Annotated in this window: 15 protein-coding genes and 3 tRNA genes; 5 read left to right on the plus strand and 13 right to left on the minus strand. The window is 56.8% G+C overall.

All coding sequences use genetic code 11. The annotated features are described in order from the left end of the window. Window positions 1–23 precede the first annotated feature (23 nt). The 7 genes from J0X03_RS14690 to uvrY form a co-directional block, all read right to left on the minus strand. Window positions 24–109 (minus strand) — tRNA-Leu (locus tag J0X03_RS14690). A 10-nt stretch (window positions 110–119) separates the two neighbouring features. Beyond that, window positions 120–193 (minus strand) — tRNA-Cys (locus J0X03_RS14695). 351 nt (window positions 194–544) lie between these two features. Further along, entirely contained in the window at window positions 545–997 is a 453-nt protein-coding gene (locus J0X03_RS14700) for a hypothetical protein (protein ID WP_046686810.1), read from the minus strand. A gap of 358 nt (window positions 998–1,355) precedes the next feature. Next, window positions 1,356–1,431: transfer RNA gene (locus tag J0X03_RS14705), tRNA-Gly, on the minus strand. A gap of 143 nt (window positions 1,432–1,574) precedes the next feature. Beyond that, a complete protein-coding gene (pgsA, locus tag J0X03_RS14710) occupies window positions 1,575–2,123 on the minus strand; it encodes a CDP-diacylglycerol--glycerol-3-phosphate 3-phosphatidyltransferase (RefSeq protein WP_033642639.1) in 549 nt (182 codons plus the stop codon). A 58-nt stretch (window positions 2,124–2,181) separates the two neighbouring features. Beyond that, on the minus strand, window positions 2,182–4,014 hold the full coding sequence (gene uvrC, locus J0X03_RS14715; RefSeq protein ID WP_071845073.1) for an excinuclease ABC subunit UvrC: 1,833 nt from the start codon (window positions 4,012–4,014) through the stop codon (window positions 2,182–2,184). Then, entirely contained in the window at window positions 4,007–4,663 is a 657-nt protein-coding gene (uvrY, locus tag J0X03_RS14720; protein WP_004927947.1) for a UvrY/SirA/GacA family response regulator transcription factor, read from the minus strand. Before uvrY ends, uvrC begins: the two co-directional genes overlap by 8 nt. 694 nt (window positions 4,664–5,357) lie before the next feature. On the opposite strand from uvrY, the gene J0X03_RS14725 reads away from it, so the two are divergent. Next, window positions 5,358–5,582 (plus strand): DUF2594 family protein, encoded by a 225-nt coding sequence (locus tag J0X03_RS14725; RefSeq protein ID WP_004927950.1) that lies wholly within the window; start codon window positions 5,358–5,360, stop codon window positions 5,580–5,582. Window positions 5,583–5,704: 122 nt separating this feature from the next. Then, window positions 5,705–6,046: a GlpM family protein gene (locus J0X03_RS14730; protein WP_025302360.1), complete on the plus strand. Its 342-nt coding sequence runs from the start codon at window positions 5,705–5,707 to the stop codon at window positions 6,044–6,046. A 17-nt stretch (window positions 6,047–6,063) separates the two neighbouring features. Here J0X03_RS14730 and J0X03_RS14735 read toward each other — a convergent pair whose 3' ends face one another. Both J0X03_RS14735 and J0X03_RS14740 read right to left on the minus strand, forming a co-directional pair. Next, complete coding sequence (locus J0X03_RS14735; RefSeq protein WP_033642636.1) at window positions 6,064–6,495, minus strand: hypothetical protein; 432 nt, start codon at window positions 6,493–6,495, stop codon at window positions 6,064–6,066. A gap of 174 nt (window positions 6,496–6,669) precedes the next feature. Further along, window positions 6,670–6,984 carry a hypothetical protein gene (locus J0X03_RS14740; protein ID WP_033642635.1) on the minus strand — a complete coding sequence of 105 codons (315 nt, stop codon included), beginning with the start codon at window positions 6,982–6,984 and terminating at the stop codon, window positions 6,670–6,672. A 542-nt stretch (window positions 6,985–7,526) separates the two neighbouring features. Between J0X03_RS14740 and J0X03_RS14745 the strand changes: the two genes are divergently transcribed. Then, window positions 7,527–7,886, plus strand: coding sequence for a hypothetical protein (locus J0X03_RS14745; protein WP_033642634.1), 360 nt, complete (start codon window positions 7,527–7,529; stop codon window positions 7,884–7,886). Window positions 7,887–7,933: 47 nt separating this feature from the next. Here the strand turns inward: J0X03_RS14745 and J0X03_RS14750 are convergent, their stop codons facing one another. The 4 genes from J0X03_RS14750 to J0X03_RS14765 are packed head-to-tail and all read right to left on the minus strand — an operon-like array spanning window position 7,934 to window position 11,523. Next, window positions 7,934–9,202 carry an FAD-dependent oxidoreductase gene (locus J0X03_RS14750; RefSeq protein ID WP_160204166.1) on the minus strand — a complete coding sequence of 423 codons (1,269 nt, stop codon included), beginning with the start codon at window positions 9,200–9,202 and terminating at the stop codon, window positions 7,934–7,936. Beyond that, window positions 9,195–9,455 carry a (2Fe-2S)-binding protein gene (locus J0X03_RS14755; protein WP_033642632.1) on the minus strand — a complete coding sequence of 87 codons (261 nt, stop codon included), beginning with the start codon at window positions 9,453–9,455 and terminating at the stop codon, window positions 9,195–9,197. Before J0X03_RS14755 ends, J0X03_RS14750 begins: the two co-directional genes overlap by 8 nt. Then, window positions 9,452–10,576, minus strand: coding sequence for an NAD(P)/FAD-dependent oxidoreductase (locus J0X03_RS14760; RefSeq protein ID WP_033642631.1), 1,125 nt, complete (start codon window positions 10,574–10,576; stop codon window positions 9,452–9,454). The genes J0X03_RS14755 and J0X03_RS14760 overlap by 4 nt, the downstream gene beginning before the upstream one ends. Beyond that, on the minus strand, window positions 10,576–11,523 hold the full coding sequence (locus J0X03_RS14765) for a 4-hydroxyproline epimerase (RefSeq protein WP_033642630.1): 948 nt from the start codon (window positions 11,521–11,523) through the stop codon (window positions 10,576–10,578). Before J0X03_RS14765 ends, J0X03_RS14760 begins: the two co-directional genes overlap by 1 nt. A 387-nt stretch (window positions 11,524–11,910) precedes the next feature. Here J0X03_RS14765 and J0X03_RS14770 point away from each other — a divergent pair, with 387 nt between their 5' ends. Next, window positions 11,911–12,765, plus strand: coding sequence for an AraC family transcriptional regulator (locus tag J0X03_RS14770; protein ID WP_033642629.1), 855 nt, complete (start codon window positions 11,911–11,913; stop codon window positions 12,763–12,765). A gap of 207 nt (window positions 12,766–12,972) precedes the next feature. Beyond that, window positions 12,973–13,893: a dihydrodipicolinate synthase family protein gene (locus J0X03_RS14775; RefSeq protein ID WP_069100856.1), complete on the plus strand. Its 921-nt coding sequence runs from the start codon at window positions 12,973–12,975 to the stop codon at window positions 13,891–13,893. Window positions 13,894–13,925: the final 32 nt, after the last annotated feature.

The raw sequence follows: 13,925 nt of genomic DNA on the forward strand, positions 1-13,925 counted from the left end.
GATTATTCGGTATTTTCGTTCCCTGGTACCCGGGGCGGGACTTGAACCCGCACAGCCATAAGCCGAGGGATTTTAAATCCCTTGTGTCTACCGATTTCACCACCCGGGCTCGGGAAAGTTGGAGGCGCGTTCCGGAGTCGAACCGGACTGGACGGATTTGCAATCCGCTACATAACCGCTTTGTTAACGCGCCTTTATTCTGTTTTGCCTTTTCAGGCCAAAGCCGGTGAATCACCCACTTCGTTTTGTTCTTCGGGATTGCGATGATAAAATCGCTTATCCTAATCATCTGATTCTTAAGTAATTTATTTCGTTACTGCCGAATCGATGGACTGCATTATGGACTAAACCCCCCACCTTGGCAACCCCCCGAAATAGCAAAAAGTTCTCTAACGCTTTCAACTGCTTATTTTGTGGGCGCACTGTTCACAATGCCAACGAAAAGGCAAGCGGAATGTTGATATTATATGCATCGGCTCAGGAATTCACGGGCAAAACGGTTCTTTTTCTCGACAGGAATAGCTCTCCCCGGCTTTTCGCTTGCTTATGGCGAAGGGCTATCGTGCAAAACCTCATCAGTCGGGGCATCACGCAATCTTCGACGCCACCATAAAAACCCGGCGAACATTCCCGGTAAAACCGCGATCGCGCCAAAAATACGCTGATCGGCATTCAGCAAACCGGGGGCAATGGCGGACACCACCGCACACAACAGCAGAAACCACCGCAATTGGCGAATGCCTGAATGGACGATACCGGCAATAGCCCCCGCCAAACATGCCGGCAAAAAACCGAGCGCATAAGAAAAAATGCCGATAAACCCCGCCATGCCCAGCAAGTCGCCGGCATCGAGAAGACTTATTCCCACCCACTCACCGCTGCCGAACGCCATCAGCAGAAACATGAGCACGCCCCCCAACGGCGGGGCGACCAGGCCGAAGAACAGCGCACATCCCGCCGCCGTTCTTATCAGATGCTTTAAAGCACCAGACTCCATACATCCTCCTATGCCCGGTTCCAAAAGGCGGACCTACCGCTTCACTTTGCCGATAACCCAGCGATTTGGCGAGGCGACAGCGCAGCCTGGCTGTGCCTGAGAGCTCGGATGGTGTCATATGCCGCGTTATTTTCTTCTTGCATGGCGAACCGCCCGACGTATCAAATTATTGTTTCACCGTTTAACGGCTGCATCCAGCAGTATGACAACGACAGGAAAGATACGTGAGGAGAGTCAATAATCGATATGGGAAGATGAAGAAAGGTTTCGCCGAATGGCGCAGAAGCAGAAAACGAAAAAGGGGCCGAAGCCCCTTTTCCTTACCAGCCGAATCACGGGGATTCAACAGGCTAATGTTTGGAGCGGGAAACGAGGCTCGAACTCGCGACCTCAACCTTGGCAAGGTTGCGCTCTACCAACTGAGCTATTCCCGCATTACCAGAACTGACTGATTTCTTTGCTATCTTTTGCAATTCATCGTTGTCGTCTGATGCGATGCATTCTACTTACCTGACGTGATGAGTCAATAAAATTGTTGGCCCATCACGATCGTTTGCCGCTTTTTGCAGCGTATCGATCACGGTTCCAGCAAATCGTTACGCGCCGCGTTCAAATATTGGAACATCGACCAGAAAGTCAGCACCGCCGCAATATACAGCAAGCCGATCGCCACATATTCCACAGAGCGATCCGGGCGCCACAGCAAGCCCACCAGCGACATCATCTGCGCCATGGTCTTCACTTTGCCGATCCAGGACACCGCCACGCTGCTGCGTTTGCCAATTTCCGCCATCCACTCGCGCAGCGACGAAATGATGATTTCGCGGGCGATCATGGTGGCCGCCGGCAGCGTGATCCACCAGCTGTGGTAGTGCTCCGCCACCAGCACCAGCGCTACCGCCACCATCACTTTGTCCGCGACCGGATCCAAAAACGCCCCGAAGCGCGTCGTTTGTTTCCAGCGGCGCGCCAGGAAACCGTCAAACCAGTCGGTGACAGCGGCAAACACAAAGATAACGGCGCAAACCATCGGAGCCCAGCTGAACGGCAGGTAAAACGCCAGCACAAAGAATGGGATCAGAACTACGCGAAACAGGGTAAGCCAAGTCGGTATATTCAATTGCATAATGCTACGGTAACTATCTGGCTAAAGTGGAAATTAAGAGTATGTTGCTACATTGCCCTCAGTGTTTCAATGCATTGTAGATCTTTTCTGCCAATGCTTGTGAAATACCCGGCACTTTTGCAATTTCCTCCACGCTGGCGTTCAACAAAGGTTGCAGTCCGCCCATATACTTCAACAGCACCTGGCGCCGTTTCGGCCCTACGCCCTCAATCAGTTCCAGTGCGCTGGTATTTCTGACTTTCGCCCTTCTCTGCCGGTGACCGGTAATCGCATGATTATGTGAATCATCGCGGATGTGTTGGATCACATGCAGCGCCGGCGAATCCGGCGGCAACGAAATCCCTTCGCCTTCCGGCACGAAGAACAACGTTTCTAACCCGGCCTTGCGATCGGCGCCTTTGGCGATGCCGATCAGCAACGGTTTATTCTTGTCCCAGGTGACGTTCAGCGAGTTGAACACGTCGATCGCCATGCCGAGCTGCCCTTTGCCGCCGTCGATGAAAATGACATCCGGGATTTTTTTCTCTTCCAGCGCTTTGCCGTAACGGCGTTTCAGCACCTGCGTCATCGCCGCGTAGTCATCGCCGGGGGTGATGCCGCTAATATTGTAGCGCCGATACTCCGAACGCACCGGGCCGTTTCCGTCGAACACCACGCACGAAGCTACGGTCTGTTCGCCCATGGTATGGCTGATATCGAAGCACTCCATACGATTGATTTCCGCCAGATTCAGCACCTTGGCCAATTCCGCCAGCCGCTGATGGATCGTCGACTGTTGCGAAAGCTTGGTGGTCAACGCCGTTGCCGCGTTGGTGCGGGCCAGCTTCAGATAACGGGCGCGGTCGCCGCGCGGCTTGCTTTGAATTTGGATCTTGCGCCCCGCCAACTCGGAGAGCGATTCTGCGAGCAGGTCCTTTTCCGGCAAGCTGAAATCCAACAGGATCTCGCCGGGCAGCGTGCGCGCCTGGCTGCCCTGCAGGTAAAACTGGCCGACGAAAGTCTGCACCACTTCGCTCATATCCGTACCGCCCGGCACCTTAGGGAAATAGCTGCGGCTGCCCAACACCTTGCCCTGACGGATGAACAGCACGTGCAGGCATGCCATACCGGCGTCGAACGCCACGCCGATGACATCCAGATCGTCACTGTCGCCCGAGACGAACTGCCGCTCGGTAACGCGGCGCACGGCCTGAATTTGATCGCGTATGCGCGCCGCCTCTTCGAAATTGAGCAGCTTGCTGGCTTCTTCCATGCGGGCAATCAGCTGGTGCAACACCTGTTGATCTTTGCCCGAAAGAAACAGCCGCACGTAGTCCACCTGTTGCCGGTACTCTTCTTCACTCACCAGGCCGGCGACGCAAGGGCCCAGGCAGCGGCCGATCTGATACTGCAGACACGGGCGCGAACGGTTGCGATACACGCTGTTTTCGCACTGGCGGATCGGGAACAGCTTCTGCAGCAGCGCCAGCGTTTCGCGCACGGCGTAAGAATTGGGAAAAGGACCGAAATATTCGCCCTTGGCGTGTTTGGCGCCGCGATGCACCGCTAAACGGGGATGAGTATCGGCGCTGAGAAAAATCAGCGGATAAGATTTATCGTCTCGCAAAAGAACATTATATCGCGGTTGGTACAATTTAATGTAGTTATGTTCCAACAACAGCGCTTCTGTTTCGGTATGGGTAACCGTTACGTCTATTTGCGCGATATTTTTAACCAGCGTTTCGGTTTTACGGCTGCTGACCTGCTGCCGAAAATAGCTGGCGAGACGTTTTTTCAGGTCTTTGGCTTTACCGACGTAGATCACCGTGCCAGTGGCGTCATACATACGATAGACGCCAGGTTGGCTGGTGACGGTACTCAGGAAAGCTTTGGCATCAAAACGGTCATTCACTGCTTAACAACGTCTCCGCATTGAACAATCCATGTCGGATGGCCAGGTGGGTCAGTTCGACGTCGCCGCTGATATTCAATTTGCTGAACATACGGTAACGGTAACTGTTCACCGTTTTCGGGCTGAGACTCAGTTGCTCCGAGATCTCATTCACTTTTTTGCCTTTGGTGATCATCAACATGATCTGCAGCTCGCGCTCAGACAGGCAGCTGAACGGCGTTTCGGCCTGCGGCTCCAGCTGGCTCAGAGCCATTTGCTGGGCGATGTCAGACGCGATGTAGCGCTGCCCCGCATGCACGGAACGCAAGGCGTTAATCACTTCCTGCGGCGCGGCGCCCTTGCTCAGGTAGCCGGCGGCACCCGCCTGCATCACCTTCGCGGGCAAGGGATTTTCGGTATGGATAGTCAGCATGATGACTTTGACGTCGGGTGCATAACGCACAATCTTGCGCGTGGCTTCCAGCCCGCCAATGCCCGGCATATTCATGTCCATCAGCACGATATCGACAGCGTTGCCACGGCACCATTTTACGGCGTCTTCACCGCACTGGGCCTCACCGACAACTTTTATACCTTTGATATCTTCAAGAATGCGTCGTATCCCTGCGCGCACCAGTTCGTGGTCATCAACAAGAAGAACGCTAATCAAGGAAAATTCTCCAAAAAAAGGGAGTAACGCAATCAGCCTCTGTTTTCGCCAGAGATATTACTTGTTTTTCAGACAAGAATGAACACAGATTAATACATACTTCCGAATAACTTTGCGGAGCATAGCTGATTTTTCAATTTTAGCCGTCTATGCCGCCGATAAATCGTCACGTCGGAAAAGATCGAGCGACGAAAATAATTTCGTCGCGCTGCGTCAGACACAGGATAGCGCGACAATCATGCCGCGAGGGAGAAATCTGTGTAAGCAATCACGACATGAATAATATTAACACGGCTGTTGGCTGTTTGTAATCATTTGATATTTAAAGCCGCGGCCAACGCGAGCCTGACAGCCAGCGTACAAAACTATTATTACCGACCAACGCCGGCAAAATCAGTGCCACCCGCCCCTAATAATTATAATAACCCCGATTGTTCAACAATAACGAGCCGGGCAAATACTTGTTAACCGCCTCGAAATAACTGGCCGACAATGGATGACCCGGACGTGCAATGAGCAAACTTCACCCACCAGCGCCGCCAGAGCAAGCCCGGTGCAGATGGCTGACGCATGCTATGCTATACTCCGCGCCCAGTTAAATTCGCCGCCGTGCGTGGGCAACTTGCCTATAGTCCGCGCGCGGTGCGCTAAAGCAGCTTGTATCAGGCTACGGCCTCAAAAATCAGGAGAGAAAATGAGCAACGTTGATTTCACTACGTCTGCAAACCCGGAGATCTTGGCGACCGAGGTTGCCTGCCTCAAAGCCACGCTGACGCTGATCCTGAAGTCGATCGGCCAGGCCGATGCCGGGAAAGTCATCATCAACATGGAACGTTTCATCGCCCAGATTGAAGATCCGACTCAGGCGGAAATCTTCAAGAACAGCATTCAGCAAATCAAGCACGCTTACCGCCAGTAAACGTTGCCGCTCAGACCCGCGATTCATGCGGGTCTGTTTTTCCCCGCACTACGCAATACGCCATTGATTCTGCTCAGGCTTTCGGGCAGTGTGTTGGCTTTCCCCCGACACCCGAGACCGTTATGGGCATCCTTGTCAAAGCGCTGATAGGCGCGCTGGTCGTGGTTCTGATCGGCCTGCTGGCCAAAACGCGCAACTATTATATCGCCGGTTTAGTCCCGCTCTTCCCCACTTTCGCTTTGATTGCGCATTATGTTGTCGGCAGCGAACGTTCAATAGCGGCGCTGAAAACGACGCTGATTTTCGGCATGTGGGCGGTGTTGCCCTATCTGGTGTATTTGATTTCGCTGTATTTCCTGATTAACAGTCTGCGTCTGTCGTTAGCGCTGGGGGCGGCGGTACTGTGCTGGATTGCGGCGGCGTGGCTATTAATTACGCTGTGGGGATGGTGGCAAGGACGTTAACGCCCTTGCCTGGGCGGTTACGGCCGCCCTGCCTGCAAAACGAAGCCTCTCTGCCGATCGCCGGCGATACGCAGATAGCGGCTTTCACCGGCGCGCAGCGTCATCGGCACGCTGCCGCTGGTATCTCGCCAAATACACAGAGAGTTCTCTATCATATCTTGCCCGATGCTCACCGAAGTATTGCCCGGCGGCACGCGAAACTCCGCTTTTTCTTTCGCGCCCAGCGAAGCGGCGAACTCCCCATTCACATAAACGCCGGTGCGGCAGCTACCCGCCAGCATTCCACTGTCGCGCACCACCACCACCGTGGCGTATGGCGTATCCGGGATATTCTGATAAAGCATCAGACGGCTTGGGGGCGGTAATTCAGCCTGTTGCGGTGGTACGGCTTGGGTCGCACATCCCGTCAACAGTGCAGAGGCGAACAACAACGCGGCGTAATGCTTCATCCTTGGCTCCTGAAAAAAATAATGCTTATCGTAACAAGAGAATAGCTGCTGTCAGTAGCCTTCATGTCGCAAAGACGAAAAAATCGGATAACTTCCCACTTATCGCCCTGCGCGTCTTTCCGGATAAGAAGATTCTGTATTAAAGACCTTGAAATAAAGGCGATTTTTACAAATTTAAAACTTTACCATGCCGCGTTGGATATCTGCCGCAAACGCGTCACTGACGTAGCTGAAGCCATCCGGCGTGACGTAAACCCGGGTATGACCGGTCTCTGACAGCACTGCCACCATATATCCCAGACTGAGCATTTCATGCGAAGGAACATTCATCGGCGTTAGAAATCCGCGTCCGCGGCACCACTGATAAAAGCGAGTTCGCCCATATCCCAACACGGTGCCAACATCGGAAAGGTGCTTAAAATTATCATAATCCCCTGATGGTGAAGGCAAACCGCCATGGCTTTCAGGCGTTTTCTTTATCCCAGACAAAATAAACTCCTTTTTTGAACCTGTCGCTAACGGTTATCCCTCATCTGAGCTGAATTTAAAAAATCCAAATTTAAAATGCAAATGAATTCCCTGTAACTAAAAAGTATTTAATGGAAGAATTCCGAAAATAAAGGCACAATAAAAAAACAGAAATAAAAAAATAGAGCATTAATACCGTGCATTAAAACTTGGCCATGGGTAAATATCTTAATTCAAAATTCCATTTAAACAGGATAAGAAAACACTTAGCTTGCATACTGTTCTTCCCTCTCATAACGCTGAGATAATGACCAGGCCATGCAGCAAAAAGAGAAAAGATATAAAATCGCTCTGCCCACACACTCTCATCGTCAGATCAGCCCCTTGTAAGCCTCTCCCCTATCGCCGACGGCGCATTTCAGGGTGCCGTTGCCTCAACCACCCCTAAACAATAACCATTATCATTTCCAATTGTGCCGTCAGTTGATTACACTTTTTCGCATCGCTGGTTGGGAAGATTCCTAGTCAGTGATCACCAGGATAGAGGAAGAGTTAGGGACACCATGAAGAATTACCGTTGTTTGATTGTTTTACCGTTATTGATGATGACTGCCTGTACCCAATGGGAAAGACCCGGCGCAGTTGAGAGCACCCGAAATGCCGAATATGCCGAATGCCGCAGTCGGGGCTACGATCGCTTCCCGCCAGACGTCGTGCGGGACGTAGAGTTCAGCTACGAAAACAAATACATCCCTTGCGAGAAGAATAAGAAAGATTGTCCATCGGGATATCGCTATGACAAAGAGCCGTCGATCAAAACGGTACAGACCGATCGCAATCAGTCAGCCCGAAACGCCACCATCGAGGCTTGTATGTACGGCAAGGGCTGGCGAGAGAAAACCTACTATTGGCCGCAGTGGTGATGCAGCGAAATCGATTTGGACTGAAACGCCACTGCCGCGATGCCCCATCAATTATCGTCGTCGCTGCAATGCCTTCCCAGAGCAACCAGCGTTTCCGTCCGCACCGGCGTTAAAGGGACGCGTGGCGGCGGCAAAGGCCACCCCAACAGGTGCCGCGCCGCCGTCGCGCAAACCTTGCCCTGACAGGCTCCCATACCACAGCGGCTGCTCAGCTTGGCCGTGTTCCAGTCAGGTTGATGGCATACCTGTTCCAGCGTGACGTCTTCGCAGCGGCACAGCAGCGTCTGCGGTTTGGCCAGATAACTCATGCGTTCATCAAGCGCAAAAGCGGCCGCTGTCGACGTGGCGAAACACCGCCATCGCCGCCGCTGCGCCGTCAGGGATTCGGCTTTTGCCTTTTGCCCGGTGGCGGCATAACCGGCGATGGCGCCGGTGGTGAGCGCCAGTTCACTGCCGCCGATACCGGTACACTCCCCGGCGGCATAAATTTGCGCCTGGCTGGTTTGCTGCCAATAATCCACCGCGACGGCGTCGTATGCGATCCGGCATCCCAGCAGCATCGCCAGTTCAATATTCGCCACCAAACCGAAGCCGCAGGCCAGCCTGTCGCAGGCCACCGTACTTTCCCGCCCGCCGTTGCCGACGCGCACTGACGTCAAGCGCTCTTGCCCCAATGCCGCCAATACTCGGCTATCGGCACGGTAATGAGGCTGAATCAGAGAAAACGACTGACGCAGCTTGGGCGGCCAACGCCACAGGCCGCCGGCGAATGCCGCCAATCGCCGCAGCGCCGCCTGTTCCGCGACCAGCACGACCTCGCCACCGGCCTGTTTCACACTTTTCGCCACCGCCAACAGCAACGGACCGCTGCCGGCTATCACCACCCGCTCACCGCGGATCGCCAGCCCCTGCTTGATTTGCGCCTGTAGACCACCGGCGCCGCTCACTCCCGGCAACGTCCAGCCAGGAAACGGCAGCAGCAGCTCACGGGCGCCATTGCATAGAATCAGCTTTTGATAGCGAATCACGCCGCAGCCTTCGGCGTCTTCATACGCCAATCGGTTAGCGCCACACTGCGCCACCAGCTTGCAGCCGGAGTGCAGCACAATATTTTCCCGCGCCGCCATCGCCTGCCGATATCGTCTCGCCGCTTCAGGCAAAGCCACCTGCGGCCCATCACGCCAGATTTGCCCACCGGGGTGCGGATTATCATCGATCACCCGTATCTGCCCCTCGTTTTCCGCCGCCGCCAGCGCTGCCGCCATGCCGGCCGGCCCGGCGCCGACGATCAGCACCTCGCAATCGAAGTCACTCATCATCGCTCCTCTCAATCCGCATGCCGGATTGGCACAACGTCTGGCACGCCAGGCGGCGCAGACCGTTAATGGTTACCCGGCACTCCTGACAAACGCCCATGCCGCAAAATGGTGCGCGCGGCTGGCGTGAAATCGACAACCGGCAATGATCCCCGCCGCACAAACTGAGCGCCGCGGCAACGCTGATGCCAACCGGCACCCGGTAGGGTTTGCCATCGATGCTCAACGCGAGCGTGTTTTGCCTCTCTTTCATACGGACAACTCCTCGGCGGCAAACGCCCGCGCCGCCAAATACGGGGAATCATCAATCTCCGGCGCCTGCCGGCCGATCTGCGCAGCAAGCAGCGCGGCGCTGCCGAGGGCGGTCGTGACGCCCAGCCCCTCGTGCCCCAACGCCAACCACAACCAGGTATGCCGCGGATGTGCGCCCAACAGCGGCAATCCATCGGCAGAGGCGGCGCGCAGCCCGGTCCAACAGCGAATGATGTTCAGCTGCGCCAGTGTGGGCAAGAAATGCTGCGCGCGCATGAGCATCGCCGCCAGCAGCGGCATATCCAATGACGAATCGACGGAATCGAACTGGCGGGAAGAACCGATCAGCCATTGCCCGGTGGGCCGCGCCTGCACATTGAACGCCACGGAAGCGCCGTCGCTGGCATGCGCGCTGGCGCCATACCCCAGCTCCACCAACTGATGCCGCACCCGCGGCGGATAACGATCGGTGATCGCCAGGTGGCCCTTCTTGGCACGCAGCAACGGCTGCGATAACAAATCATTGGCCCGCAGGCCGCAGGCCAAGACGACCACCGGCGCCGCCAGCTCTCTGCCGTCCGCCAACCGCACAGCCGCCTCGTCCAGCGCGATCGCTTCACCCTGCACCACATCGATCGCCACGCCAGCGTCGGCCAACAGCCAACGCGCCGCCTGCGGCGCATACAAAATGCCGTCGCCCGGCACCCGCAGCCCACCAGCGAGCCCCTGCCGCAGCATCGGCTCCATGGCGGCAACCTGCTCCGCCGTCAGCAGTTCCGCCGCCACGCCCTGCTCCGCCAGCCGCGCCCGCTTTTGTTCGGCGATGGCCATTTCATTCGCTTGCTCCGCCAACCACAGCGTTCCGCAGCCGCGCCAGGCGCAGGCTTGCGGCATCCGGCCCGTCACTTCACGCCATAACCGCAGCGAATAAGCGCTCAACGCCAGCTCGGCCGGGTTGTCGTCCATGCATACCAGGTGCCCCATGCCGGCGGCGGTGGCGCCAGCGCGACAGTCGTCCACCACCGAGACGCGGTACCCCTCCCTCGCCAACCGCCAGGCGCAGGCGGCGCCGATGATGCCGGCACCCACCACGATGGCATCAACTCCCCGTCCGCCGCCCATCAGCGTATGCCCCAGACAAAAGGATCGCGTTCGTCGAGCAGCAGTTGGCTATCGGCGCATACATAAGCCTGCCCACGAATAAAGGGGGTGATGCGCTCGCCGTTCCAGCGGTAATAAGCCTGGAATTCGCTGCCGATGACGCTGGCCTGGCGCCAGTGCATATCGGGCGCCAGTTTGCCGTCCGCCGCCAGACACGCCAGCTTGGCGCTGGTGCCGGTGCCGCACGGCGATCGATCGTAGGCTTTGCCGGGGCACAGCACGAAGCTGCGGCTGTCGGCCTGCGGATCGTCACCGAACAGCTCGATATGGTCGATCGCCCCGCCGTCTTCGCCACGAATGCCCGCCTGTTCAAGCGCCTGCCGGACCGCCCAGGTGAACGCGGTCAGCGCCTCCAGATTGTGTTTATCGATGGTCAACGGCGACTCGCCGATGAGAAAAAACCAGTTTCCCCCCCAAGCAATGTCCCCCGTCACCGGGCCGTAACCGGCCACCTCAACTCGCACCTGGTGGCGATAACGATAAGCCGCCACGTTCTCTACGGTAACGCTGCCGTCATCATGCAGCGTGGCGTTCACCGGGCCGACCGGGGTCTCGATCAGATGACGCCCGGCGCGGATGCGCCCGAGATGCGCCAACGAAGCAATCAGCCCGATAGTGCCGTGGCCGCACATGCCCAGATAGCCGGTGTTGTTGAAAAAGATCACCCCGGCGGTAGCCTGCGGCGAACAAGGCCGACACAGCAACGCCCCCACCAACACGTCATTGCCGCGGGGTTCGAGCATCACCGCGCAGCGCCAATCGTCATAATGTTGCGCGAAATGCGCCCGCCGTTCCGCCATGCTGCCTTCGCCAAGGTCGGGGAAGCCTTCGACGATCAGCCGGGTCGGCTCCCCGCCGGTATGAGAATCGATCGCCCGCAAAGCGGTGATATGCGCAGAAAGTGCCATCGGCGTCTCCAGGGTTAATGAGATGTTACCAATGGCGTTAGCCTGAACGAATGCGCGCATGACGGCTTGATGCGTTTCGGCGTGGCGAATGAAGAAATCAGCACAATGAGGACAGGCTAGCCTGGCCCATCACGGGCATACGTTTAACGCAAACATAACAATAACTTATTTATCATTACGTTACTTTCATGCTAGACCACCGCGTAGCGAGAAATACCGCAGTTTTCAAGCAACCGGCGCGCGCCGTCCGGCAAAAGTATGCGGCGATCCGCATATTTGGTAGCCAGCCGGAAATAGCGCTTGATTCGTTACAAAAAAGTTAATATTGATGCGAAAGCGCCAACCTGGCCGCCTGTTTTTCCGGCTAACGACCGAAAAGGGACTGCTATGCGATCCATTTCAGACCATCAACATCAGATTTCTCCCTCACCGCCTGCCCTGGTGGAGCTGCCGGATCAGGAGGACGTTTTCGCCGTCGAACATTTGTCGCGCCTGTGCGACGGGCTGGCGCAGCAGCGTCCGAACAACCTGCGCGATCTGCTCAATACGCTGGCGCTGATCGCGCCGTTGCTGAACGCGATTCCCAATGTGGTGTTCTTTATCAAAGACGCCCAGGCGCGCTACCTGTTGGCCAACCTGACGCTGGCCAGGCGCTGCGGCTTCAAGACCGTCGCGCCGCTGCTGGGCAAGACGTCCGCCGACGTTTTCCCCGCGCAGCTCGGATCAGGCTACACCGAGCAAGATCTGCGGGTATTGCGCCACGGCGTGCTGATCCAGGATCAGCTGGAAATGCACCTGTACAACGGCCGTGAAACCGGCTGGTGCCTGACGCAAAAGCTGGCGCTGTACGACGCGCAGGGAAAAATCATCGGAATGGCGGGCATTTCACACGATCTGCAAGAGGCCAAAGCCAATCATCCGGCTTACCAACGGCTGGCCGCGATCGACGTATACATCCGCCGCCACTACGCCCGGCCGATCGCGCTCGAGGAGCTGACGGCGTTGACCGGGTTATCGGTGGCGCAGATAGAACGCTACTGCAAACGTATCTTCCACCTCACTCCGCGCCAGATGATCCACAAAGTGCGGCTGGAAAAGGCCACGGAACTGCTGGCGGGCGAGCTGCCGATCACCGACATCGCGCTGCAGTGCGGCTATACCGATCACAGCGCCTTCAGCCGTCAGTTCAAAGCCATGACCGGTTCCACACCGCGCGATTTCCGCCTGACGCTTTCCGCTTAATTCGCTGATTTACCGCATTAAAAGCATTCTTTATGGCGCACCGGCGCCCGATTTCTGCATGCCCGCTTTCCGGCGCCATTGTGCCAATTTCGTCGCAGCAATCGGCGAAAAGCGTCAAGCCTCCCTGTGCAATACCGGTCAATCTGTCGGTGAGCCTCACCAAAGATTCACTTTTTATTAACACTTTCGGACGACAGGACAAACACGATGAGCCATAAAACCCTAAGCTGGAGCGGCGTATTCCCGGCGGTGACGACCCAGTTCCGCAACGATTTTTCTCTGGACCTCGACGCCACGCATACGGTGATCAAAAACCTGGTGCGCGACGGCGTCTCCGGCCTGGTCGTCTGCGGCACCGTCGGTGAAAACACCTCGATGACGGTACAGGAAAAGCTGGCGGTGATCGAAGTGGCAAAGGACGCCGCCGACGGCCAAGTGCCGGTGATCGCCGGCATCGCCGAATTCACCACCGCCTTCGCGCAAAACATGGCGCGTGAAGCGCAAAAGGCCGGCGTCGACGGCATTATGGTGATGCCGGCGCTGGTCTACTCCGCCAAGCCGCACGAAACCGCCGCGCACTTTCGCAGCGTCGCCGGCGCTACCGATCTGCCGATCATGGTCTACAACAACCCTCCCATTTACAAAAATGACGTCACGCCCGACATCCTGACCTCACTGGTCGACTGCGAGAACATCGTGTGTTTCAAAGACTCGTCGGGCGACACCCGCCGCTTTATCGATCTGCGCAACGAAGTCGGCGATCGCTTCGTACTGTTCGCCGGGTTGGATGATGTGGTGCTGGAGAGCATCGCCGTCGGCGCGCAAGGCTGGATCTCTGGCATGTCCAACGCTTTCCCGCGCGAAGGGGAAACCCTGTTCCGTTTGGCGAAGGAAAAACGCTATGAGGAAGCGCTGGCGCTGTACAGCTGGTTCATGCCGCTGCTGCATCTCGATGCCCGCCCCGATCTGGTGCAATGCATCAAGCTGTGCGAACAGCGGGTCGGCCGCGGCAGCGCCGTCACTCGCCCGCCGCGTCTGGCGCTGCAGGGGGAAACGCTCTCCGAAATCAACGCCGTGATCGATAAAGCGCTGGCCACTCGTCCCGCGCTACCGAACGTCGGCCTGTAACGCCTTCACCGCCCGGCCACGCCGGGCGTCGC

The sequence above is a fragment of the Serratia ureilytica genome, assembly GCF_017309605.1.
Lineage (GTDB): Bacteria > Pseudomonadota > Gammaproteobacteria > Enterobacterales > Enterobacteriaceae > Serratia > Serratia ureilytica.

Bases quoted from the DNA above. Each gene is read 5' to 3' on its own strand.
- J0X03_RS14700 (WP_046686810.1), bottom strand. From the start codon at position 997: ATGGAGTCTGGTGCTTTAAAGCATCTGATAAGAACGGCGGCGGGATGT.
- pgsA (WP_033642639.1), bottom strand. From the start codon at position 2,123: ATGCAATTGAATATACCGACTTGGCTTACCCTGTTTCGCGTAGTTCTG.
- J0X03_RS14725 (WP_004927950.1), top strand. From the start codon at position 5,358: ATGAGCAACGTTGATTTCACTACGTCTGCAAACCCGGAGATCTTGGCG.
- J0X03_RS14730 (WP_025302360.1), top strand. From the start codon at position 5,705: ATGGGCATCCTTGTCAAAGCGCTGATAGGCGCGCTGGTCGTGGTTCTG.
- J0X03_RS14735 (WP_033642636.1), bottom strand. From the start codon at position 6,495: ATGAAGCATTACGCCGCGTTGTTGTTCGCCTCTGCACTGTTGACGGGA.
- J0X03_RS14745 (WP_033642634.1), top strand. From the start codon at position 7,527: ATGAAGAATTACCGTTGTTTGATTGTTTTACCGTTATTGATGATGACT.
- J0X03_RS14750 (WP_160204166.1), bottom strand. From the start codon at position 9,202: ATGAGTGACTTCGATTGCGAGGTGCTGATCGTCGGCGCCGGGCCGGCC.
- J0X03_RS14755 (WP_033642632.1), bottom strand. From the start codon at position 9,455: ATGAAAGAGAGGCAAAACACGCTCGCGTTGAGCATCGATGGCAAACCC.
- J0X03_RS14760 (WP_033642631.1), bottom strand. From the start codon at position 10,576: ATGGGCGGCGGACGGGGAGTTGATGCCATCGTGGTGGGTGCCGGCATC.
- J0X03_RS14765 (WP_033642630.1), bottom strand. From the start codon at position 11,523: ATGGCACTTTCTGCGCATATCACCGCTTTGCGGGCGATCGATTCTCAT.
- J0X03_RS14770 (WP_033642629.1), top strand. From the start codon at position 11,911: ATGCGATCCATTTCAGACCATCAACATCAGATTTCTCCCTCACCGCCT.
- J0X03_RS14775 (WP_069100856.1), top strand. From the start codon at position 12,973: ATGAGCCATAAAACCCTAAGCTGGAGCGGCGTATTCCCGGCGGTGACG.